Source organism: Streptomyces sp. NPDC006296 (assembly GCF_040613235.1).
Taxonomy (GTDB): domain Bacteria; phylum Actinomycetota; class Actinomycetes; order Streptomycetales; family Streptomycetaceae; genus Streptomyces.
In genome coordinates this window covers 15080-37468 of record NZ_JBEXRT010000018.1, presented here as the reverse complement: position 1 = coordinate 37468, position 22389 = coordinate 15080, and the positions used below count along the sequence as shown (strand labels likewise).

The 22389-nt window shown below is 72.3% G+C and carries 18 protein-coding genes; 4 read left to right on the top strand and 14 right to left on the bottom strand.

The window, feature by feature from the left end:
* Positions 1 to 58: 58 nt before the first annotated feature.
* The 5 genes from ABZ172_RS15120 to ABZ172_RS15100 form a co-directional block, all read right to left on the bottom strand.
* Positions 59 to 457: a cytidine deaminase gene (locus ABZ172_RS15120; RefSeq protein WP_356884002.1), complete on the bottom strand. Its 399-nt coding sequence runs from the start codon at positions 455 to 457 to the stop codon at positions 59 to 61.
* Complete coding sequence (locus tag ABZ172_RS15115; RefSeq protein ID WP_356884000.1) at positions 454 to 1743, bottom strand: ABC transporter permease; 1290 nt, start codon at positions 1741 to 1743, stop codon at positions 454 to 456. Before ABZ172_RS15115 ends, ABZ172_RS15120 begins: the two co-directional genes overlap by 4 nt.
* Positions 1740 to 2855 carry an ABC transporter permease gene (locus ABZ172_RS15110; protein WP_356883998.1) on the bottom strand — a complete coding sequence of 372 codons (1116 nt, stop codon included), beginning with the start codon at positions 2853 to 2855 and terminating at the stop codon, positions 1740 to 1742. Before ABZ172_RS15110 ends, ABZ172_RS15115 begins: the two co-directional genes overlap by 4 nt.
* Entirely contained in the window at positions 2852 to 4468 is a 1617-nt protein-coding gene (locus ABZ172_RS15105) for an ABC transporter ATP-binding protein (protein WP_356884190.1), read from the bottom strand. Before ABZ172_RS15105 ends, ABZ172_RS15110 begins: the two co-directional genes overlap by 4 nt.
* A 253-nt stretch (positions 4469 to 4721) precedes the next feature.
* Positions 4722 to 5762 (bottom strand): BMP family ABC transporter substrate-binding protein, encoded by a 1041-nt coding sequence (locus tag ABZ172_RS15100; protein ID WP_356883996.1) that lies wholly within the window; start codon positions 5760 to 5762, stop codon positions 4722 to 4724.
* 615 nt (positions 5763 to 6377) lie between these two features.
* Here ABZ172_RS15100 and ABZ172_RS15095 point away from each other — a divergent pair.
* Together ABZ172_RS15095 and ABZ172_RS15090 are read left to right on the top strand one after the other, a co-directional pair.
* Positions 6378 to 6611, top strand: a complete 234-nt coding sequence (locus tag ABZ172_RS15095; RefSeq protein WP_356883994.1) for a hypothetical protein — start codon at positions 6378 to 6380, stop codon at positions 6609 to 6611.
* 73 nt (positions 6612 to 6684) lie between these two features.
* Entirely contained in the window at positions 6685 to 7026 is a 342-nt protein-coding gene (locus ABZ172_RS15090) for a hypothetical protein (RefSeq protein WP_356883992.1), read from the top strand.
* Positions 7027 to 7474: 448 nt separating this feature from the next.
* Here the strand turns inward: ABZ172_RS15090 and ABZ172_RS15085 are convergent, their stop codons facing one another.
* From ABZ172_RS15085 to ABZ172_RS15060, 6 genes are all read right to left on the bottom strand, one after another.
* The gene (locus ABZ172_RS15085; RefSeq protein ID WP_356883990.1) at positions 7475 to 8689 is read right to left on the bottom strand and encodes an amidohydrolase; all 1215 of its coding nucleotides are present in this window, start codon (positions 8687 to 8689) and stop codon (positions 7475 to 7477) included.
* 284 nt (positions 8690 to 8973) lie between these two features.
* Entirely contained in the window at positions 8974 to 9912 is a 939-nt protein-coding gene (locus ABZ172_RS15080) for a MerR family transcriptional regulator (protein WP_356883988.1), read from the bottom strand.
* Between the two features lie 432 nt (positions 9913 to 10344).
* Complete coding sequence (locus ABZ172_RS15075) at positions 10345 to 11391, bottom strand: hypothetical protein (RefSeq protein WP_356883986.1); 1047 nt, start codon at positions 11389 to 11391, stop codon at positions 10345 to 10347.
* An 11-nt stretch (positions 11392 to 11402) separates the two neighbouring features.
* A complete protein-coding gene (locus ABZ172_RS15070) occupies positions 11403 to 12338 on the bottom strand; it encodes an N-acetylneuraminate synthase family protein (RefSeq protein ID WP_356883984.1) in 936 nt (311 codons plus the stop codon).
* A gap of 12 nt (positions 12339 to 12350) precedes the next feature.
* A complete protein-coding gene (locus ABZ172_RS15065) occupies positions 12351 to 13589 on the bottom strand; it encodes an acylneuraminate cytidylyltransferase (protein WP_356883982.1) in 1239 nt (412 codons plus the stop codon).
* Between the two features lie 20 nt (positions 13590 to 13609).
* Positions 13610 to 14995 (bottom strand): DUF6716 putative glycosyltransferase, encoded by a 1386-nt coding sequence (locus tag ABZ172_RS15060; protein WP_356883980.1) that lies wholly within the window; start codon positions 14993 to 14995, stop codon positions 13610 to 13612.
* Between the two features lie 208 nt (positions 14996 to 15203).
* Between ABZ172_RS15060 and ABZ172_RS15055 the strand changes: the two genes are divergently transcribed.
* On the top strand, positions 15204 to 16187 hold the full coding sequence (locus ABZ172_RS15055) for a glycosyltransferase family 2 protein (RefSeq protein WP_356883978.1): 984 nt from the start codon (positions 15204 to 15206) through the stop codon (positions 16185 to 16187).
* Positions 16184 to 17524, top strand: a complete 1341-nt coding sequence (locus ABZ172_RS15050) for a hypothetical protein (protein WP_356883976.1) — start codon at positions 16184 to 16186, stop codon at positions 17522 to 17524. Before ABZ172_RS15055 ends, ABZ172_RS15050 begins: the two co-directional genes overlap by 4 nt.
* 19 nt (positions 17525 to 17543) lie before the next feature.
* Here the strand turns inward: ABZ172_RS15050 and ABZ172_RS15045 are convergent, their stop codons facing one another.
* From ABZ172_RS15045 to ABZ172_RS15035, 3 genes are read right to left on the bottom strand one after another with little or no spacing between them, the layout of a single operon-like run.
* On the bottom strand, positions 17544 to 18644 hold the full coding sequence (locus ABZ172_RS15045; protein ID WP_356883974.1) for an acyltransferase: 1101 nt from the start codon (positions 18642 to 18644) through the stop codon (positions 17544 to 17546).
* 50 nt (positions 18645 to 18694) lie between these two features.
* The gene (locus tag ABZ172_RS15040; RefSeq protein ID WP_356883972.1) at positions 18695 to 21058 is read right to left on the bottom strand and encodes a polysaccharide pyruvyl transferase family protein; all 2364 of its coding nucleotides are present in this window, start codon (positions 21056 to 21058) and stop codon (positions 18695 to 18697) included.
* Positions 21055 to 22341 (bottom strand): hypothetical protein, encoded by a 1287-nt coding sequence (locus ABZ172_RS15035; RefSeq protein WP_356883970.1) that lies wholly within the window; start codon positions 22339 to 22341, stop codon positions 21055 to 21057. Before ABZ172_RS15035 ends, ABZ172_RS15040 begins: the two co-directional genes overlap by 4 nt.
* Positions 22342 to 22389 lie beyond the last annotated feature (48 nt).

Genomic DNA, 22389 nt, shown 5'->3' with positions numbered 1-22389 from the left:
GCACCGGTCCCCCGGCGGGCCGGTCGGGCCCGCCGGGGGCGGTGCGGCGGCGGGGCCGCTACCCCAGGTGCTGCCGCCCGAACGCCTGCGGCAGCATCGCGTCGAGCGTGCGGAGGCCGTCCGGGGTCTCCAGCACGAGCCCGGGCCCGCCGAACTCGTACAGCAGCTGACGGCACCGCCCGCACGGCACGAGGACCGCGCCCGCGCCGTCCACGCAGGTGAAGTGGGTCAGCCGGCCACCGCCCGTGGCGGCCAGCTGCGAGACCAGCCCGCACTCGGCGCACAGGCCGATGCCGTACGAGGCGTTCTCGACGTTGCACCCGGTGAGCACGCGCCCGTCGTCGACGAGGGCGGCCGCACCGACCGGGTAGCCCGAGTACGGGGCGTACGCCCGGGACATCGCGTCCCGGGCGGCCTCGCGCAGCTTCTCCCAGTCGACGGGCACGGGGGCGGTCACTTGCCCTGCCCCTTCCGGTAGCGCATGCCGTCAGCCTTCGGCATGCGCAGGCGCTGCGCGGAGAGGGACAGCACGAGGAGGGTGACGACGTACGGGGTGGCACTGACGAACTCGGTGGGCACCGTGTCGGTGGAGAGGTACCAGACCAGCACTGCGGCAGCGATGACCGCGCTGATGACACCGGGAACGAAGCGCTTGCGGTAGAGCTTCCAGCCCGCGAGGACGGCCAGCATCACCACGAGCAGCAGGAGCAGCGCGTGCACGGACTCACCACCGTTGCGCAGCTGGAGGGCGTCGGCGAAGCCGAACAGCCCGGCGCCCATGGCGAGCCCGCCGGGCCGCCAGTTACCGAAGATCATCGCGGCGAGACCGATGTAGCCGCGGCCGCCGGTCTGTCCCTCGTTGTAGATGTGCGAGGTGACCAGGGAGAGAAAGGCTCCACCGAGACCGGCCAGACCACCGGAGACGATCACGGCGATGTACTTGTAGCGGTAGACGTTCACCCCGAGGGACTCCGCTGCGACCGGGTTCTCCCCGCAGGAGCGCAGGCGCAGGCCGAAGGCGGTCCTCCACAGGACGAAGAAGGTGCCGACGAAGAGTCCTGCAGCCACCAGGGTCAGCAGCGAGACGTGGGTGACGAGTCCCCCGAGGATGCCCGCGACGTCGGAGACGAAGAACCAGTGGTGCAGTTCGACCGAGTGCAGCCAGTCGGAGAGGCCGGGGACCGTGAACTGGGTGATGCTGTCGGCGGGCGGCGACTGTTTGGGACTGCCGCCCTTCTCCGCCGCATCACCGGTGTTGAACCAGAGCTTGGCGAAGTAGGTCGTGAAGCCGAGCGCCAGGATGTTGATGGCGATACCGGAAATGATGTGGTCCACACCGAACGTGACGGTCGCGAACGCGTGCAGCAGACCACCGAGCATGCCGCCCACGACACCCGCCAGGACACCGATCCAGGGGTCGGTCTGCCAGCCGGCCCAGGCGCCGAAGAAGGTGCCCAGGATCATCATCCCCTCGAGACCGATGTTGACCACGCCGGCCCGTTCGGACCAGAGGCCGCCGAGACCGGCGAGACCGATCGGCACGGCCATCGCGAGCGCCGCGCTGATCTGGCCGGCCGAGGTGACGTCCTGTGCCCCGGTGATGGACCGCACGGCGGACAGCGCGAGCAGGGCACCCGCGATGATCAGCAGGATGACGGGAAGACTGAAGCGGGTGCGGCCGCCCTTGCCGCCGGAGATCCCGGGGGCCGCGGGCGGCGGGGTGGAAGTCGCCGTGGCGCTCACGCCGACACCTCCTGCTGATCGGAGTTACGTGCGGCCTTGGCGGCGAGTTCCGCGCCGACCCTGCTCTGCTGACGCTTGAGTCCGTACCGGCGGACGACCTCGTAGGCGATGACGACACAGAGGACGATGACGCCCTGGATGACGCCGACGATCTCCTTGTCGTAGCCCTCGAACTCGAGCTTGCCGGTGCCGCGCTCCAGGAAGCCCCAGAGCAGCGCGCCGAGCGCGATGCCGATGGGGTGGTTGCGGCCGAGGAGCGCGATGGCGATCCCGGTGAAGCCGATGCCGACCGGGAAGTCGCCGCTGTACTCGTAGCTGTCGTTGAGCAGCGTCGGCATGCCGATCAGGCCGGCCATTCCGCCGGAGATCAGCATGGAGGTGACGACCATCTTCTTGACGTCGACACCGCTGGCCTCGGCGGCTGAACCGGACTGTCCGACCGTACGGAGGTCGAAGCCGAAACGAGTGCGGCCGAGCGTGAACCAGTAGGCCAGTCCCGCGATGACCGCGACGACGATGAAGCCCCAGACGGGTGTCGGTGTGGTCGGGAACTCGAAGAAGTGTGAGGACTCGGGAATCGGGGTGGTGGATACCTTCGTACCCGCCTTGTCGAGGTGCCCCAGACGGCCCTGCTGGAGAAGGTAGCCGATGATCGCCGTGGCGATGGAGTTCAGCATGATCGTCGAGACGACCTCGCTGACTCCCCGGGTGACCTTCAGGAGGCCGGCGATTCCGGCCCACATCGCACCCACGATCATCGCGGTGAGGATGATCAGCGGGATCTGGAGGGCGCCCGGCAGCGTCAGCGCGCCACCGAGTGCGGCGGCGAAGAAGGCGGCAAGGCGGTACTGGCCGTCGACTCCGATGTTGAAGAGGTTCATACGGAAGCCGATGGCGACCGCGAGACCTGCGAGGTAGTAGGTCGTCCCCTTGTTGAGGATGTAGACCTGGCTGTCCGACTTCAGTCCGTAGTCGAACATGATGCCGAATGCGCTGAACGGTTCCTTGCCGGTGGCGGCGAGCACCAGAGCGGTGACCAGGAACGCGACCACGATCGCGAGCAGGGGGGCGGCGATCCCCAGGAGCAGCCGCTCCTTGTCGAACTTCTTCATCGGTCCTCTCCCCCGTGCCGGGGGTCGCTTTCGGAGCTGTCCGCTCCGGAGCCCTCGCCGCCCGTGCCGCCCTGAGATTCCAGGTGGCCGGCAGCAGCTCCGGTCATCGCGGAGCCGAGCTCCTCGGGGGTGACGGTCGCCGGGTCGGCGTCGGCCACGAGCATGCCGCGGTACATGACGCGCAGCGTGTCGGAGAGACCGATGAGCTCGTCCAGGTCGGCGGAGATCAGCAGGACGGCGAGGCCTTCGTGACGCGCTTCGCGGATCTGGTCCCAGATCTGCGCCTGCGCACCGACGTCGACACCTCGCGTGGGGTGTGCGGCGATCAGCAGTTTGGGGTGGTGGCTCATCTCCCGGCCGACGATCAGCTTCTGCTGGTTGCCGCCGGAGAGCGAGGCCGCGGTGACCTCGATGCCGGGGGTACGGACGTCGTACTCGCGCACGATCCTCTCGGTGTCGGCGCGCGCCGCCTTGAGGTCGAGGAAGGCACCCTTGCTGTTGGGCTTTTCGGTGACGTGGCCCAGCATGCGGTTCTCCCAGAGCGGTGCGTCCAGGAGCAGGCCGTGCCGGTGCCGGTCCTCGGGGATGACGGCCATGCCGTCCTCGCGGCGCTTTCGGGTCGCCGCCCCCGAGATGTCGGAGCCGTCGAGCGTGAGCGAACCGGTATCGAGGGTACGCATGCCCATGATGGCGTCGACGAGTTCGGACTGACCGTTGCCCTCGACACCTGCGATTCCGAGCACTTCGCCCTTGTGGATCGTGAAGGTGATGCCGTCGAGCACGGCCCGCACCACCCCGTCGGGGTCGGTCGCCGTCAGCCGCAGGTCTTCCACCGTCAGCATCGGGGTGTCGGTGACGGTGGACTCCCGGGTCTCGGGGGAGGGGAGTTCGCTGCCCACCATCAGCTCCGCCAGCTGCTTGCTGGTGGTGCGCGCGGGGTCGGCCGTGCCCACCGTCGTTCCTCGGCGGATCACGGTGATCTCGTCGGCGACCGACAGCACCTCGCCCAGCTTGTGGGAGATGAAGATGACCGTGAGGCCCTCGGCCTTCAGCTCGCGCAGGTTGTCGAAAAGGGCGTCGACCTCCTGCGGCACGAGCACCGCCGTGGGCTCGTCGAGGATCAGGGTGCGGGCGCCTCGGTAGAGGACCTTGAGGATCTCCACCCGCTGGCGGTCTGCGACGCCGAGGTCCTCGACGACCGCATCGGGACGGACACCCAGGCCGTACGCGTCGGAGATCTCCTTGATCTTCGCCCGCGCCCTGTCTCCGATGCCGTGCAGCTTCTCGGAGCCGAGAACGACGTTCTCGAGGACCGTGAGGTAATCGGCGAGCATGAAGTGCTGATGCACCATGCCGATGCCGCGGCCGATGGCGTCGCCCGGGCTGCCGAACGAAACCAGTTCACCATCCACCGAGATGGTGCCCTCGTCCGGCTTCTGCATCCCGTAGAGGATCTTCATCAGGGTGGACTTACCGGCACCGTTCTCACCGACGAGGGCATGGACGGTACCTCGGCTCACCGTGATGTCGATGTCGTGGTTGGCCACGACGCCGGGGAACCGTTTGGTGATGCCGCGGAGCTCTACGGCATGAGGACTGCTGGACGCTTTGATGGCGCACTCTCCTTGGCAGGAGCGGAGGGCGGGCGATGTACGGACACGGCACGGTGATCGGTGGGGAGAACTACCGCGCCCGGCGGGCACTACGCGCGTAGCGCCCCCGAATCGTCGGCCACCCTGCGAAGGATGGCGGACCAGGGGCAGGATACCGACCCACGTTGAGGGGTCCCGGCCCGGAGGTATGCATGAAGCGGGGTCCGCAGGCGCGGCGGAAACCGCGCCTGCGGACCCCGGTCCCGGTAGCTGGTCAGACCGTGGTCTTGACCTTGATCGAGCCGTCGGCGATCTTCTTCTTCGCCTCGTCGATCTTGGCCTGGACGTCCTTGAGGTGGTCACCCGTGGTGGTCAGGCTGACACCGTCCTCCGCCAGGGAGAAGGTCTGCGTGCCGGTGAGCGGCTTGCCGTCCTTGACGGACGTCACCAGGTCATAGACACCGCTGTCGACGTTCTTCACGACCGACGTCATGATCGTGTCGGCGTACTTCGAGAGGGCCGGGTCCTTGGCCTGGTCGGAGTCGACACCGATGGACCAGGCGCCCTTCTTGCCTGCGACGGCCTCGATCGCGCCGGCCCCGGAGCCGCCCGCCGCGGCGAAGACCACGTCGGCCCCCTTGTCGAGCATGCCCTTGGCCGCAGCCTCGCCCTTGTCGGGGCTGCCGAAACCGGACAGGTCGGATCCGGTGGACAGGTACTGGATCTGGACCTTGGCCTTCGGATTCGTGTCCATGACGCCCTGCTGGAAGCCGGCCGCGAACTTCTTGATCAACGGAAGGTCGACGCCGCCGATGAAGCCGACCTGGCCGTCCTTCGACTTCAGCGCCGCCGCGACACCGGCGAGGTACGAGCCCTGCTCCTCGGTGAAGACGATGGAGGCCACGTTCTTCGCCTCGGAGACCGAGTCGATCAGACCGAAGGTGGTGTCGGGATGCGACTTGGCGACCTTGTCGATCGCGGCCTGATAAGCGAAGCCGACACCGATCACCGGGTTGTAGCCGCCCTCGGCGAGCGACGCCAGACGCTGCTCACGGTCGGCCGGGGTCTCGCCGCTCTTGGCGGTGAGTTCCTTGGTCTCGGCGTTGTACTCGGCCTTGGCCTTGTCCAGACCACGGGCGGCGGAGTCGTTGAACGAGTTGTCGCCACGGCCACCGACGTCGTAGGCCATGCCGATCTTCATCTGGTCCTTGTCGGAACCAGTGCTCTCGGTGGACGATTCACCGCAGGCGGTAGCGGTGAAGGCGAGGGCCGCAGAAACGGTACACGCAGCAGCGATCTTGGATACGCGGCGCAAGGGAAGGCTCCTTCAAACCTGACCGAAGCGCCTCTTGCGGCGCTGGTTTCGCGGCGATCGTAACGCGCGTAGATATCTGTTAAGCCCCAGTTCGTCAGTCGTTACCAGATCGAAGCGGGAACCACACGTCACGCCTCGTCCCGGAGGCGCGGCCCCAGGCGGCGGCTCGCCCTCGAGCCGGACCCCGCAAGGAGCGTCAGCACGCACAACGCGCGGCGGCCCCGTGCCGGACCGCACGGAATAAGCCCCTCCGGGAGTGCGCCGGACCACAGAACACCGCAAACCGGTCGACCGCTCTTCACTGGAACATCATATCCGGCCAAACAAATAAAAAGAATTGACCAATCCTTTAGATTCAGGATTGCATGATCAGCGATCCACTCGACGACAACCGGGTGACACGCCGAGCGGAATCGCGAGCCTCCGAGGAATTGCCGACACCAGCACTTCCAGTGGAATCAGCCTTACGTTCGAGTCATCCGACACCACTGCACACTTCAGGTGGGAGTCTTCCACCTGACCAAGGGGGAACCATGAAGCGGACACTTCCTACAATCATGATCTCGGCAGCGACTGGCGACCGCCGGCGCCATGGCCCCGGCCGCGTCGGCAAACGTGGGAAACTGCAAGACCTGGGTATCCAACGGCGCCCCGTACACAGGGTCCGCCTATTGCAGCAACCTGGCCGCTTTCGACAAGTTCCGGGTGAAGCTCACCTGCGTCGACCCGCGTGGGAGCACGTGGGTCGTGTACGGCCCGTGGAAGGGGAACGCCAAGACCTCGTCAGCCAAGTGCTCGGACAACCCGAACGTGGGCGTCCTCAAGACCGGCGTCTCGTTCAGCGCCTGACATGCACCGCGGCACTGCCAGAACATCAGAGCTGCCGGCTCTCCGGCCACGCAACACTCACCCGAGGGGACTCATGAAGAAGGTATCCAGCCTGGCTGCCGGGCTGCTCATCACCGCCGGCTCGATCATCGTCTCCGCGCCGGCTGCGACCGCAGCCGAGCTCGGTGCGGCCGTCGCCGACTGCGAGACCTGGAAGTCGAACACCGCGCCGTACAAGGGGTACGCCAAGTGCACGGGCATGCTCGCCTACCCGCTCGAAGGCGTGCAGGTGCGGCTCACCTGCATCGACCCGCGCGGCTCCCAGTGGCATGTCAACGGAAACCGAGTGGGCAACGGAAAGACCTCCAGCGCGAAGTGCTCCGACAATTCCAGCGTGGGAATCTACAAGGTGGGACTGACACGGACGCGCCTGTGACAAGCACACTCCCGAGATTCACCGGTCACACCTGCACCAAATTACACACGGCCAGCACATCGCATTCCTTCGGGAGATAATCAATCCCGGAACCGGGCGGCATGCATGGGGTTTGATTCTCATGGCCGCTCGGAGCGAGGTGATCCGCGAAATCTCAGGGGATCACCTCGCTGCAGCGATGTGAAGTGCTGGACGACCTCCAGTGCAATGGCCTGCTTCCCGGCCATCAGCATTTCCCAGGCCCCAGTCACCCTCTCGGCCAATGGTCGACCGAGCACCGAGATCACGCGCAACGCAACGGAGACCGAATTCCGTTGAATCCCGATGGGCCCGCCGAAGTCCCATCGTGCATCCCCCGTGCGGTTACCTCCTACGTGGAGGAGAACCTTGCCCGCCACATCAGGCTGCGTCGTGTGCGATCAGCTCAGGGAGGCGAGGTCCGCGCAGGTCAGACATCCAGCAGCGCGACCGCCGTGAACAGCTCCACGCCGACCGTGACGGCCTCCTCGTCGACGTCGAAGTCACCCCGGTGCAGGTCCAGTCCGCGCAGGTCGCCCGGGGCCCGGACGCCGAGCCGTGCCATGGCCCCGGGGATCTTCTCCAGGTACCAGGAGAAGTCCTCGCCGCCCAGGCTCTGCTCGGTGTCCTCGATCGCATACGATCCGCGCCGGATCGTCATCGCGGCGTCGAGGAGACCGATGGTCTCGGCCTCGTTCACCACGGGCGGCACCCCGCGGACGTAGTCGATCACCGTCTTGGCCCGGTGCATTCCGGCCACCTCGTCGATCGCCGCGTGCACCAGGTCGGGCGCCTGCCGCCAGCTCTCCAGGTCCAGGCAGCGGACCGTCCCGGACAGCTCGGCGTGCTGCGGGATGACGTTGGGCGCGTGACCGGTCTGCAGCCGCCCCCAGGTGACCGCGAGGCCGGCCCGGGCGTCCACGCGCCGGGCGAGCAGCGCGGGCACGTCGGTGGCGACCCGGGCCGCGGCGGTGACCAGGTCGGTGGTGAGGTGCGGCCGGGCGGTGTGTCCGCCGGGCCCGTCGAGGGTGACCTCCAGGCGGTCGCAGGCGGAGGTGATCGGCCCGATCCGGAGTCCGATCCTGCCCACGTCCACCTTGGGGTCGCAGTGCACCCCGATGATCCGCCCCACGCCCTCCAGCACCCCGGCCGCGACCGCGTCGGCGGCGCCGCCGGGCAGCACCTCCTCGGCGGGCTGGAAGATCAGCCGGACCGGGCGGGGCAGCAGTCCCTGCCGGTCCAGGTCGCTGAGGACGATCCCGGCCCCCAGGACGCAGGTCGTGTGGACGTCGTGTCCGCAGGCGTGCGCCCGGTCGGGGACGGTGGACCGGTAGGGGACGCCGGCCTTGGTGTCCGGGATCGGCAGCGCGTCGATGTCCCCCCGGAGGGCCAGCATCGGCGTCACGCCGTCCCACTCCCCCACGTCACAGACGAGTCCCGTGCCGCCCGGCAGCACCTGTGGTTCCAGCCCTGCCTTCTCCAGCCGGGCCTTGACGGCCGCGGTGGTACGGAACTCCTGGTTGCCGAGCTCCGGGTGCATGTGGAGATCGCGGCGGAAGGCGATGAGCTCGTCACGCAGGTCGTCGGGCAGGGTGCCGGGCAGGACGGCCTCGGTGTGGGGCGCACGGGACTTCAATTGGTTCACCCATCCAAGGGTAGGCCCCTGACAGCCACAACTGGCCGCAGATCAACAAAATTTCAGCCGCTTAGAGGAACACGGGACGAGGCTGCGGCGTGTGACGAAGCGCTGCTGTGGGTAAACTGCCCCGCTCGCCGGACCGGGCACGGGCGTGGGGCGTCCGGGTACGGGGGAACGAGGCGCTCGGCCGACCCGGCCGGTGCCTCCGGTCGCGGCGGGGTACGGCACGGGCGGCATGGGTACGGCACGGGCGGCACGCCCACCGGACGACGGCCGCCGTGCCGCCCGGCTCACCGCCCGGAGGCCGGCCCGGCCGGCGAGGCCTGACCGGCGGCGCGCAGGGCCCGCGCCAGCCACTCCAGTTCCTCGGTCGCGTCGGGAGAGGCGTACTGTCCCCGCACGCGGGCGACGAGCCCGCGGTAGTGCTCCGCCCCTGCCTCGATCCCGGCGTCCAGGCACCGCAGCAGGGCGGCCCGGTCGGTGTCGCCGAACAGCTCGGACAGCATGCGGGCGGCTTCCGGCCCTTCAGGGGCCGCTCCGCGTCCGCTGACCTCCGCGACGGTCCGCACGACCTGCCTGGCCCACCAGATCGACGCCCCGGGGGGCCGGCTCCGCCCGGGAGACGGGGTGCTCAGCTCCAGCCAGGTGCGCATCCGGTGGCGGAACCCGGGCTCCCGCACCAGCTCGGCCAGTTCGATCCAGGCGTCGACCTGCTCGGGTGCGGGGTCGTCGGGCAGTTCGATGCTCAAGGCGCCGATGCGCGCACGCAGGTGCGGTCCGACCTCGAGCCCGCCGAACACGTCCTCCTTGAACTCCTCGACGATCTGCTTGCGTTCGGTGGCGGAGAGCCGTGCCAACCGGTTCATCAGTGCTGTCTCCTCGGGGTTCGAATCACGCTTCGCCACGGTGGAGAGGACGGCCCGGCTCAGCCTGAGGGAGCGGATCTGCGCGTCGAGCGCGGCGACGTGCGCGGCGGCGACCTCGGCCACCGTGGTGCGGCCGCTCAGGACGCGGCAGACGTCGTCCAGCCCGAGACCCAGCTCCCGCAGGGTGCGGACCAGTTCCACGCGGGCCACGGACCCGGCGTCGTACAGGCGGTATCCGGCGGCGGAGCGTGCCACGGGCGGCACCGCTCCCTCGTCCGACCAGAAGCGCAGGGTGCGCACCGGAAGTCCGGTGCGGTGTGCGAGCAGGCCGATGGTGAGCAGGCCGGGGCGTTCGTCCTCCATGGGCGGGATTCTGGACCTTCCAGCCACCGGAGACTCAAGTGCCCGGGATCCGCGTACGTCCGGCGCGGACGGCGCCGTCGGGCGCGCACCCGCACGCTCGCGGTCGGCCCCCGGCGGTCAGGCCGGCCCGAGCAGCTCCCGGAGGGTGCCCGCGCACGCCGTCGCGCGGCGCTCGGCGGTGGCTCGGCCGGGGACGGTCGTGGTCCCGGCCGGACGGCGCAGGAGCGGCGGCGGCCGTCGCGGAGCGCCTCGGGGCGGCCGGGGGCTCCGCACACCCGGCCGGGAGGCGGCGCTCGGACCCCGGTGTGCGGCCACCGGGCCCGCACCCGCCCTCATGTCCTCATGTCCCCGAAGGCGGAACAGGCCGGTCCTGGCGCTCGAAGCCCGGCTGCCGGGCTTCGGACGGCGGGACGCGGCGCGGCCGGATCTCCCTCAGCCCTCTGTCGCCGCCACCGCCGTGACGCGCCACGGCGCCAGCCGCTGCACGTCCTTGGCCGTCTCGGTGACGCCGCTCAGGAAGCCCTGGGCGCGCGGGGACGCCGTGTCGCGGAGCCATTCCGGCGCTATGTCGCACACCGCGACCTTGACTCCCGTGCCCACCAGGGCCAGGGGCAGCGTGTGGACCACGGTGGACGGGAAGCTCAGGACCGTGTGACCGATGGGGCCGCGGCGGGCGATGAGCTCCAGGGGCAGGTCGGGGCGGACGATCTCCAGGCCGGTGGCGGATTCCAGGGCGTGGAGCTTGTCCACCGACTCGCGGCGGTGGGCGAAGTAGCGCGTGGCGCCGTGGGTCCGGGCCAGCGCGGTGACCGCTTCCTGGTACGGGACGGCGTCGATCACCCCGGTCTCCACCAGGGAGGTGCCGACCAGGTCGGCGCCCTTGGTGAGGAGGGGCGGACCGAAGCGTTCCCGGGTCCAGGCGAAGGTGTTCGCCGTGACCTCGATGCCCTCCGGGGCCTCCACCGGCATGGCGGTGAACACCTCGACCGTGCGGGACGCCGACGGGGTGAAGCTGCGGCGGGCCGCGGAGGTCACCGGGGCGAGGAGCAGCTCGCGCGGGCCCCCGCCGCCCCGGCGGTGCCAGCGCACCAGGCGTTCGCCGCGCGCCAGTTGGGCGACGAACTCCATGGTGGCCGTGCCGTCGTCGACGACCGTGATCCGGCGGGTGCGGACCAGGCTGAGGAGCAGTTGCACGTACCGGGAGAACGGGTCCCCGATGACGATGCGGTCGGCCTTGCGGATCAGGCCGGTCAGCGCGCGCAGGGCCTTGAGAGGCGCGCCGGTCTCCCCGCGCGCCTCCTGCCAGCGGACGGTGATGCCCTCGTCGCGGGCCAGCTCCGCCATCCTGCGCAGCTGTCCGCGCGACATCGGGTCGACCGGGGGGAGGACGACGATCGTGGTGTCGGTTCCTCCCCGGGTGTGGGTCCACTCCAGGACGTTCAGGAGCTGGACCGGGCTCTCGACGAAGGCGAGGTTCACCGGTCGGCCCGTCAGACCGCGACCGGCTCGGCGGCCGGCGCGTTCTCGCCCTCGGCGACGACGCCCGTGACGCGGCGCAGCTTCTTCATCGGGCCGAGCTCGGACTCGTAGACCTTCTTGACGCCGTCACCGAGGGACGCCTCGATGGTGCGGATGTCGCGGACCAGGCGGGTGAGGCCCTGCGGCTCGACGGAGGCGGCCTGGTCGGAGCCCCACATGGCGCGGTCCAGGGTGATGTGGCGCTCGACGAAGGTGGCGCCCAGCGCGACGGCGGCGAGGGTCGTCTGCAGGCCCGTCTCGTGGCCGCTGTAGCCGATCGGGACGTTCGGGTACTCCTGCTGCAGGGTGTTGATGACCCGCAGGTTGAGCTCCTCGGCCTTCGCCGGGTACGTCGAGGTGGCGTGGCAGAGCAGGATGTTGTCGCTGCCGAGGACCTCGACCGCGTGGCGGATCTGCTTCGGCGTCGACATGCCGGTGGACAGGATGACGGTGCGGCCGGTGGCGCGCAGCGCGCGGAGCAGCTCGTCGTCCGTGAGGGAGGCGGAGGCGACCTTGTGCGCGGGGACGTCGAACTTCTCCAGGAAGGCGACGGCCTCGGTGTCCCACGGGGAGGCGAACCAGTCGATGCCGCGCTTCGCGCAGTGCTCGGCGATGGTGGTGTACTCGGCCTCGCCGAACTCGACGCGGTGGCGGTAGTCGATGTACGTCATCCGGCCCCAGGGGGTGTCGCGCTCGATGTCCCACTGGTCGCGCGGGGTGCAGATCTCCGGGGTGCGCTTCTGGAACTTCACGGCGTCGCAGCCGGCTTCGGCGGCCACGTCGATCAGCGCGAGGGCGTTGTCGAGGTCGCCGTTGTGGTTGATGCCGATCTCTCCGGTGACGTACACGGAGTGGCCGGGGCCGGCGGTGCGGGTGCCGAAGGTGCGCAGGCGGGAGGTGCTGTTCATCGTGGTGCTTCCTTACTTGCCGGGGGTCTCGGGGACTTCGGTGGAGAGGGCGGGGCCGAGGAGCCAGGCCGCGATCTCGCGGATGGCCCCGGAGCCGCCGGGGTTGGTGGTCACGGCGCGCGCGGCGGCGCGTACCGAGTCGTGGGCGTTCGCCACGGCGACGGGCCAGCCCGCCAGGCCGAAGCAGGCCAGGTCGTTGACGTCGTTGCCGACGTAGAGCACGCGGTCGGGGGCGATGGACTGCTCCTCGCACCACTGCTTGAGCGCCAGGTCCTTGCGGTCGATGCCGTGCAGGACGGGGACCTGGAGTTTGCGGGCGCGGGCGGCGACGACCGGGTTCTGTTCCGTGGAGAGGATCAGGACCGGCAGGCCGGCCCGGCGCAGGGCGGCGACCCCGAGGCCGTCGCCCCGGTGCACGGCGACGATCTCGCGTCCGTCGGAGTCGATGAGGACGCGGTCGTCGGTCTGGGTGCCGTCGAAGTCGAGGACGACGGCGTCGACGTCCGCGCGGGTGGGGAACGGCGAGGGGTCCAGGAGCGGCGCGAGGGCGCGGGCGCGGGCCAGGTCGTGCGGGTCGTCGATCTCCAGGACCCGGGCGGGGTCGGTCCGTACGAGCGCCGTGTGGCCGAAGAAGCGGTGCCGGTGGGTGCGGAACCCCTCGACGTCCATGGCGTAGGCGGCGCCGGTCTCCAGGTAGTCCTGGGGCCGGTCCTGGCGGCGGGGGCGTACGGCCTTGTCGTGGTTGACGCCGTAGGTGTCGTCCTCGACGGCGCTGCCGTCGCGCCACACGAAGCCGTGGAAGGGGGCCACGGTGACGGCGGTGTCGGCGCCGTCGCGGGCGACCGCGGTGGCGACGCCGTCGATGTCCGCGCGGGTGAGGAAGGGGCTCGTGCACTGGACCAGGAGCACCACGTCGGCCTTGCGGCCGTGCGTCGTCGCCTCGTAGGCGTGCAGGGCGTGCAGCACGGCGTCCTCGCTGGTCGCCGTGTCACCGGCGAGGGCGGCGGGGCGCTGGACGCAGCGCAGCCGGGCGTCCTCCCCCAGCGCCTCCGCGGCCGCCCGGGCCGCCGCCGCGATGTCCGGGTCGTCGGTGGTGACGACGACGTCGGTGACCTCGGGCGAGGCGAGGCAGGCGCGGACGGCGCGGGCGACGAGCGGTATGCCGCCGATCCGGGCGAGGTTCTTCGCGGGCACGCCCTTGGATCCGCCGCGGGCGGGGATCACGGCGAGCACGGTGGGGGTCGGGGTCATGGAGGCTCCTGGATCGGTGGTCACAGCTCGCCCATCCGCCGGATCACGGGGGCGACCCGCTGGACGCCGTGGCGGTAGGCGCCGCGCGCCGCGTTGCGTACGGTCTCGCGGACGGCGCCCCGGACCCGGCCCGTCTCCCTGGGCGTGACGGCGCCCGGCAGCGGGTGGCCGTCGGGGCCCAGGTGGTGGCGGGCGAGGATGCCGGGCAGGTACCCGGGCGCGGTGGCCGGGGTGTAGTAGGGGGCGAGGCGGGGAAGCGGCCCGGCGGAGAGCAGCTCCCCGACCCGGGCGCGGGCGGTGTCGTAGGCCGTCGCGTACGTGCCGTCGGCGGCGACGCCCTGGCCGGCGAGCCACTCCTCGTCGGGCTCGGGGCGGATGCCGCCGTCGAGGTGGTCCCAGGACGTGATCAGGCCCGATCCGATGAAGTGGTGGTTGCCGAGGGTCTCGCGGACGCCCAGGTCGGAGAGGACCGCGGTCGGGATCCGCCGGTGCAGCGACTCCAGCGCGGCGGTCGAGGACACCGTGACCAGCAGGTCGGTGCGGTCCAGGACCTCGCCCATGTGGCCGTACACGAGGCGGAAGTTGGGCGGCAGACCGCCGGGGAGGCGCTCCGCGAGCCGCTGGTAGGGAAGCTCCTCGATGTGCGTGGTGTGCTCGCCCGGCTTGGAGCGCAGCTTCAGCAGCACCTCGCGTCCGGGGTGCAGCCGGGCGTGCTCGACGAGCCGGCGCAGCAGGTACACGCGGTCGGCGCGGGACGCCGGGACGGAGGGCTGGGCGGCGAACACGACGGTGTCGCGGCCCTCCTGCGGGCGGTGCGGTTCCCCGCCGAGGAAGGGCAGCGCCGCCTCGGTGACGGATGACGCGTCGGCGCCGACGCCTTCGTACACGGCGCGGAAGCGCGCGGCGTCGTGGCGTGAGTTGGCGAGGACGACGTCCGCGCCGTGGCGCAGGAGGAGTCCGTCGGCGAGCTTCTCGTAGACGACCCCGACGTAGCCGGTGACGACGACGGGCCTGCGGGGCAGCTCCAGTGCGGCCAGCCCGTGCAGCATCGCCTGGACGGCGCCGCCGACGAGGGCGAGGACGACGACGTCGTACTCCTCGTCCCGCACCGTGTGCAGGAACTCGACGGCCGTCACCTCGCGGACCCGTGCCGCGTCGATCCCGACCTCGCCGACCTCGGCGAGCTGGCGGGGGGTCGGGGTGGCCCGCCCGCGCAGCAGCAGCCCGCTGATCTCGACGGGTCGCTCCGCCGCGCCGGACTCCGTGGTCCCGGAGAGGCGGCGCGCGGTGAGCGCGCCCCACTTCCAGCGGGTGTCGGAGTCGGCGAGCACGGCTATGCGGAGCGCCGCGCGGCCGGCTGCTGGGGTGACGGCCGAAGAGGCCGCGTGTTCGGTACGAGGAGGCACGTCGTAAAAGCTAGGAAGCCATTTCGATCCGCGGCCCAACGCGGCGGCAACAGATGGTTAACAGCCGGTCGACGCTTGGGGATTCCGCGCCCCGGAAAGGAATTGCGGACGCGTATGCGGACCGGTTCACTTTTCTGCCGCGCGCCGTTCACTTTCCGTACGGACGGGAGTCAGGGCGAATGCCGGGGCCGCCCCTAAGGTGACGCGGGTGGTCAAGCTCTCCGTCATCGTGCCGTTCTACAACGTTCAGGCATACGCTCCCGACACCCTCAGAAGCCTGCGGGCCAACGCCCGTGAGGACTTCGAGTTCCTCCTCGTCGACGACTGTTCGACCGACGGGACGGCCGGTCTCCTGCGCCGCGCCCAGGACGGCGTCCCGGGGGTGACCGTCCTGCGGCACGAGCGGAACGCCGGTCTGGCCGCGGCCCGCAACACCGGTCTGGACGCGGCCCGGGGCGAGTACATCGCCTTCCTGGACGGCGACGACTGGCTGGCCCCGGGGCACTACGCCCGGCTGCTCGACCGGACCGAGGCGCTGGGCTGCGCGTTCGTGCGCACGGACCATGTGCAGGTCACGGGTACGTCCCGCACGGTGCGCCGGGTCCCGCACGGTCTGCGCGGGGTGGTGGGCGATCCGCGGGACGCGATCCTGCCGGCCGACCGGACCACCTCGGTGGACTACGCGTTCGCCTGGGCGGGGCTGTACCACCGCGACCTGCTGGACCGGGGGCTGCTGCATTTCACGGACGGGCTGCGCACCGCCGAGGACCGGCCGTGGATCTGGCGGCTGCACCGCGAGGCGGAATCCTTCGCGGTCCTGGGAACGCTCGGCCATTTCTACCGGCGGGGCGTCGCTTCGTCCCTCACCCGGATCGGCGACGAACGCCAGCTGGATTTCGTCCGGGCCTACGACCAGGTGCTGTCCGACACCGCGGCGGACCGTGACGCGGAGGCGCTGATGCCGAAAGCGGTGCGGACCTACTGCGCCGTCATTTCCCATCACGTGAGTTCCGTCGGGAAATTCGAACCGCCGGTGGCCCGGGCGCTGAGAACGCTCGCCGCGGACGCGCTCGGGCGCATGCCCCGCCGCGTGCTCGACGACGTCCTGGACTCCATGGACACCGAACGGGCGACCGTGCTGCGCAGGCTGCGCCGCCGGGCCGCCGCCACCGAGGGAGCGACCGCCGCGTGACCGTCCAGATCTTCGCCGCCTCGGGCGTCCGCGGCACGGCCGTGCTCGCCGCGGCGCTCGACTCCGGCTGCTTCGAGGCCGCGGGGCGCCGCATCCTGCTGCTCGCCGACACCGGCGACGCCCCCGAGGCCGCCGCCCCGGCCGAGGCGGTGCCCGGCTTCGGCCGGCTGAGCGCCCGCTTCGACGAGGTGCGCTCGTGGAACGACGCCGTCCGCCCCCTGCACCCGGGCGCCTGGACGCCCCGGGCGGACGACGTGCCGCTGTGGGAGCGCCATCTGCGGCGCCTGTGGGACCTCGGCGAGCAGGAGGTCGAACTGGTCCTGGAGTCCCCGCACTCCGGCCCCGCCCTCGCGGTCGCCCAGATCTTCACCGGCGGCCCGGTGACGGTGTACACCGACGGCATCGCCGGTTACGGCCCGACCGGGGGGAAGCTCCCGCCGCTGATCGGCACCCGGGTGCGGCGGTTGCTCCACCCGGATCTCCTGCCGGGCCTGGAGCCCCTGCTGCTGGGCGAGTTCGGTGTGCCGTCCCGGCCGCTGCCGGCCGCCGCCCTGCTCAAGGTCTTCGGTGAACTGGCCGACGCCGCACCGGAGTCCGGGCCCGGGGGCGGTGCGCTCCTGCTGCTTCCCGGCGCGGGTCCGCTGACCGGGGCCGAGGAGGCGGTGCTCTCTCTGCGGATGGTCCGGGGGGCCGCCGCCCTCGGTCACACCCGGCTGGTCGTGCGGCCCCGCCCCGGGGGGTCCGCGCACGCGCTGCCCGCGCTCCGGGCGGAGGCCGCGCGCCTGGGCGTCGGGCTGGCGGTGGCGGACTCCGGCCCGCCCGGCGTCCCCGTCCCGGCCGAGGTCCTCGTCGAGCGGCTGCGCCCCGCGCTCGTCGTCGGCCGCGCCTCGACGGCGCTGCTCTCCGCGGCGGTGCTCCACGGGCTGCCGGTGGCCAGGACCGGGACCGGGACGCTGCTGGAGCGGCTCGCCCCGTACGAGAACCCGGCGCGGATCGCCGCCACGGTCGTCGACGCACTGCTGCCCGACCTGGACGGTCCCCCGGCCGCGGTGACGGACCGTCCCCCGCTGACCGGGGACGTGGTGGCGGAGGCGCTCGGCGGTCTGCTGCCGGCGGTCGCCTTCGCCATGCGGCCCCGGGTCCGGCCCGATCTGCGCCCGGCGGCCGAGCGCTACCTCGCCACCCGGCTGAACGCCCGGACCTGGCGGTACTTCAAGCGCCGGCGCCTCGGCTCGCTGGCCCTGCCCGGTGTGGTGCCCGCGCGCCTCGCCTTCGTCCGCCGGAACGCGGTGCTGCGCCGGCTGGCGCGGCGCGCCCGCGCCCTCGGCAGCCGCTGACCGGCGCCGGCCGCGGGGGTCAGCCCAGCAGCCGCGTCAGGCCCAGCCGGGTCCACAGCAGGGCCGCGCCGAAGGAGAGGGCCGTCGTGGCGGCGGTGACGGCCAGCGCCAGGGCCGCCGCCACGGGCAGGGCGAGGTCGGTGTCCACCAGCGCGTCGGTGAGCACGCCCAGCACCAGCACGTGCACCATGTACGCCCCGAACGAGGCGCCCGCCAGCCGGGTCAGGGCGGGACGCAGCCGGTCCGGGACCCGCACCCGGTGCAGCGCGAGCAGGACACCGCCGCTGAACAGGGCGACCAGGACGCTCGCGTACGGGATCGCGTAGTGCACCCCGTGCTGGTACGCCACGATCGCGGCCAGCGACGCCCCGGCCGGGAGCAGCCACCACGGGCTGGGCCGGCCGGACGCGCGGGCGGGCAGCGCGAGGACCAGGGCGCCGAGGACGGCGTAGATCAGCTGGTAGGGGCCGAAGCCCCAGCCGAAGCGCGGCAGGTCGAGGCCGGTGACCGCGGCCAGGTCGCCGGACAGCGTCGGGGCGGCCCCCAGCACCAGGAGGGCGGCGCCGAGGCCCCAGGGCCGGCTGCCCGACCTCACCAGGGCGGCGAAGGCCAGGAGCAGGATCACGGGGATGTAGGCGTACAGGTACCAGAGGTGGTAGGCGGGGCGCACCGAGCCGAACAGGGCGTCGAGCGCCAGCTCACCGGCCGGGGCGTCGTTGGTGCCGCGCAGCCGGCCCCAGGCGATGTAGAGGACCGTCCACACGGCCAGCGGCACCAGGATCCGGACGATCCGCCGCCACAGCTGCCGGCCGTCCCGGACCGGGGCGCCGACGAGCACGACCCATCCGGCGATCGCGAAGAACAGCGGTACGGCGAAGCGGCCCGCCGAGTCGGCCACCAGGCCCGCCCAGTAGGTGCCGGGGCCGTTGCCGGCCTCGCGGCCCGCGGTGTTCACGAACGCGGAGCCGGTGTGGCAGAGGATCACGCCGACGGAGCAGAGCAGCCGGATCAGATCGATGTCGTACCGGTGTTCGCGGTGCGGGCGGGGTCCGGGGGCGGGCTGTCCGGACGGTGCGGGGAGGGCCGGGCCGGCCGGGGAGGCAGAGGAAGGCATGGTCATCGAAGGCTATGAACGCGTGGGCCCCGGGTGAACTCCGGCCGGGTGAACAGTCACTTCGTCCGGGTGTCGGGCAGGTGAAGGCCCTGTGCCGGCTCGGCGTTCCGGGGGCCGGGGACGTGCGGTGCGGGGCGCCCCTCGAACGGGTCCGGCGTCCCGAAGAGGCTGTGGAGCTCGGCCAGGTTGGCGCGGGTGACCGACCAGAGGTGCTCCTGCCGCCCGCGCACGTCGGCCACGGCCGCCCGGTGGTCGTCCAGGACGGCCGCCGCCCGCTCGGTGAGGCGTGCGCCCAGCGAGCGGTCGTGGACGGAGACGCCCCACTCGGGGCGGTCGATGTCGGAGAGGAAGTAGGCGAGCTTGGGGTGCGAGACGAGGCTGACGACGGGTGTGCCGCAGCCGAAGGGGATCATCCCCGCGTGTCCGCGCATGCCGATGACCAGCCGGGTGCGCCGGTAGATCTCCCGGATGCGGTCGTTGGTGTGGAGGTACAGCGGTTCGACGGGGAGGGACGTGCCGTGCTCCCGGCGCAGGTCGTGGACGAACCTCTCGTCGGCCGGCATGTGGGCCGCGTAGCGGACCTCGGCACGCTCGCCGAGGGCGCGCACGGCGGCCGCCGTCTCGGCCAGGAAGTGGCCGTAGTCGTGGCCGAAGCGCAGACCGGCCCGGTCGTAGGCGCAGTTGAGGAGGACGGTGTCGTCCCGGTCCTCGGTGTCGTACGCCCCGGGGTCGAGGTGGCGGGCCACGGTGGTGGGGCAGGGCTGGTAGCGGACCCGGTCCCGCAGCTCCTCGGGCAGCAGTTCCCTGACCCGCTCCACGGATCCCTGGTTGCGCAGCCCGAAGAAGGCCGACTTCTCGACCAGGGCGCGCAGGCTCTCCGCGAAGCGTTCCCGGCGGTAGCGCTGGCCGTCGAAGACGTTGTAGCCGACCGCGAACACGGCGAGCGGTGCGGTGACGCGGGCCAGGACCGCGTCGGGGATGTTCCACTGCCAGCCGCTGTGGCCGTTGGGGGCGGTGTCCGGGAGGAAGAGTCCGCCGCCGCCGACGACGATGCCGCGCCGGGCGTTCAGTTCCTCCAGGCCGGCCTCGTCGACGAGCCGGTGTACGGACCGCTCGTGCCAGCGGGCGGGGCCGGTGTCCGGACCGAAGCACATCCGCACGGCCTCCGGGAGCACCTTGTCGCCCGCGTTCTCCTCGCCGTCGGCGAACAGGGCGACGTGGGCGAGCTGTTCGCCCGCGGGCCCCGGGGCCGGACCGGCGGCCGGAGCCGGCCGGGTGCGGGTGTGCCAGGCGTGGCAGTTGGCGTCGGCGGGGTCGGCGTCCAGGCCCTCGCGGGCGTACGCGTGCGCGTCCTCGGTGCGGCCCAGCAGCCAGGCGAGCCGGGCGAGCTGGCCGTAGGCGCGGGCGGCGAAGTCCGGTGACACGGTGGCCAGCAGGAGGTGGGCCTCGGCCTCCTCGTAGCGGGACAGGGCCATCAGGCTGATGCCCAGGGTCTCGTGGCAGCGCGGCAGGTCGGGCCGGTCCGCGACGGCGGCGGTCAGCAGGGCGACGGCCTCGTCGTGGCGGCCCTGCTGCCGGTGCACCTCGGCGACCTGGCGGACCAGGTCGACCGGTGCGCGCTCCCCGTCGGGGAACGGCAGGGCGCAGTGCAGGAGCAGCTCGGGGTGCTTCGCACCCGGCAGGGCGCAGTAGGCGGCGCGGAACTCCGCCCCGTCCGGCGCGTAGCGTTCCCGCGCCTCGCGCGCGGGGGTGCCGGCCCGGTCCTCGCCGAAGTGCAGGACGACGGTGCTCGCCGGTACGGGGGTGTCGTCGTAGACCCGTCCCGCGGGGAGGTCGTAGCGGGAGCCGAGGGGTTCGAGGAGTCCGGTCCCCGACAGCGCGCGGTCCACCGCGCCCTCGCCGCCCTGCGCCAGGTCGGTCAGCAGGGCGTCCGTCACGTCCTGGTACTGGATCACCAGCAGTCCGTCGTCGCGCACCGCCCGTCCCCCGCCGGGGCCGGACTGCGGCACGGCGGCCACTCCGGTGCGCAGGGCGAGGAGCGGCTGGAGGGAGCCGAGGACGACCATGCCGGGGTCCAGGGCGACGACGGTGTCGTAGCCGGTCACCCGGAAGACGTCGAGGCGGCTCCCCGCGGTGCGCGGCACGAGGCGCGGGTGCAGCCGGCGGGCGGCGTCGAACGCGGAGTCGGGCAGTCCGGGGTGCAGGACGAGGAAGTCCTCGCAGACGGCCGGATTCGTGAGGGCGAGGCTGCGCAGCAGCACCAGGAGACCGGGCATCCGGTCCTCGTCGGTGTGGACGGCGAAGGCGATCCGCCGCTTGCCGGTGACGGCGCTGCGGTCGTCGGCGTCGGGGCTGTCCGGGCGGGCGGTGCGGGCGGGCCCGGTGCGTCTGCCGTCGGCGGGCTCGGCGGGGCTGTTCATCGGAGCGCGGTCCTCATCTCGGTCTCGTCCGTGCGGGTCGCGTGGGCGGCGACCCAGGCGCGTTCACGCGGCAGCAGCTGTCCGGGCAGCTGGAAGCCGATGAGGTCCAGGCGGTCGGCGGCGTCCAGGAAGTCCAGGAGCCGGAGCACGGTGAACGCGGTTCCGGTCCGCGGGCCCCAGTCGTCCTCGCCGAGCAGCGCCGGGTCGTCCAGGGGGTGCCGCAGGGTGGCGTCGCCGAGGTGGTCCTGCGCGCCGGCGACCAGGCGGGCGCGCAGCGACCGGCGCCACTGCGGCAGCGTGCCGCCGAGGACCAGCCGGGTGCCCGCCCGCCGGTCCCAGACCGGGCCGGTCCACGGGGTGTCCCCGCGCAGCGTGAGGGCGTGCACGTCGGTGCGCGGGGTGCCGTCCGGGAGGGTGTCGCAGCGGACCACCAGGTCGTATCCGTCGACCAGCCTGCCGAGCGGGCTTCCCGGGGTGCGCTCCTCCTCGGCGATCCGGGCGGCGCCGGCCACCAGGCAGACGGAGCGGCCGGCGATCATACGGCGCAGGGCGGTGACCCCGGCCGGCCGCACGCCGCCGAGCAGCGGGTCGGCCATCCGGTCCCGGTCCAGCAGCCGCCGGTGGGAGGCGTACAGGGCGGCGAGCCGGCGGGCGGCGGGGTCGGTCAGGCCGCCGCCGGCCGCGGTCCGCCGCCGTACCGCGTCGGCGAAGCCGGTGCGGGCCTGGCCGGCGGGCGCGTCGTGCAGGGCGCGCAGGGCCGCGGCGTCCTCGCCGGGCAGCAGTGCGGCGGCCTCGTCCAGACAGGCGCGGAGGTCTTCCAGGGTGGTGATCCGGCGCCGGACGTCCTCGGCCGCGGCCGGGTTCCGCTGGAGTGCCAGGTGCCTCTCGTACGCCCGTACCGCCTCGTCCCGGTGTCCCAGCGCGTCCAGCGCCTCCGCGCGCAGGCGCCAGGCGCCCTTGGAGCCGGACCGGAGGCCGACGGCCTCGGCGGCGATGCCCAGGGCCAGGCGGGTCTCCGTCTCGCCGCCGGCCTCCAGGGCGCGCCGGCCGGTGCGGAGCAGGGCGTCGAAGAAGGCGTCCCCTCCGGTGCCGCAGGCCGTGGTGAGGCCGCCGACGGCGGCGACGAGCCGGGTCTGCCCGTCGCCCGGCGGCCCGTCCGCGGCGAGGCCCGCGAGGTAGTCGCCGCACAGCCGCAGGGCTTCGGTGGGTGCGGGCCGCGCGGCGCCGCCCTGCCCGGTTCTCGCCCGCGCTGCCTTGAGCAGCCCCGTGAAGGTCTGGCCCATGCTCGTTCCGCCGTTCTGTGTCATCGGTGGCCGGCCGGGGCGCGCGGC

Coding starts and splice junctions, on each gene's coding strand:
- ABZ172_RS15090 (WP_356883992.1), top strand. CDS start 6,685: ATGAAGAAGGTATCCAGCCTGGCTGCCGGGCTGCTCATCACCGCCGGC.
- ABZ172_RS15070 (WP_356883984.1), bottom strand. CDS start 12,338: ATGAACAGCACCTCCCGCCTGCGCACCTTCGGCACCCGCACCGCCGGC.
- ABZ172_RS15040 (WP_356883972.1), bottom strand. CDS start 21,058: ATGAACAGCCCCGCCGAGCCCGCCGACGGCAGACGCACCGGGCCCGCC.
- ABZ172_RS15065 (WP_356883982.1), bottom strand. CDS start 13,589: ATGACCCCGACCCCCACCGTGCTCGCCGTGATCCCCGCCCGCGGCGGA.
- ABZ172_RS15045 (WP_356883974.1), bottom strand. CDS start 18,644: ATGACCATGCCTTCCTCTGCCTCCCCGGCCGGCCCGGCCCTCCCCGCA.
- ABZ172_RS15080 (WP_356883988.1), bottom strand. CDS start 9,912: ATGGAGGACGAACGCCCCGGCCTGCTCACCATCGGCCTGCTCGCACAC.
- ABZ172_RS15110 (WP_356883998.1), bottom strand. CDS start 2,855: ATGAAGAAGTTCGACAAGGAGCGGCTGCTCCTGGGGATCGCCGCCCCC.
- ABZ172_RS15035 (WP_356883970.1), bottom strand. CDS start 22,341: ATGGGCCAGACCTTCACGGGGCTGCTCAAGGCAGCGCGGGCGAGAACC.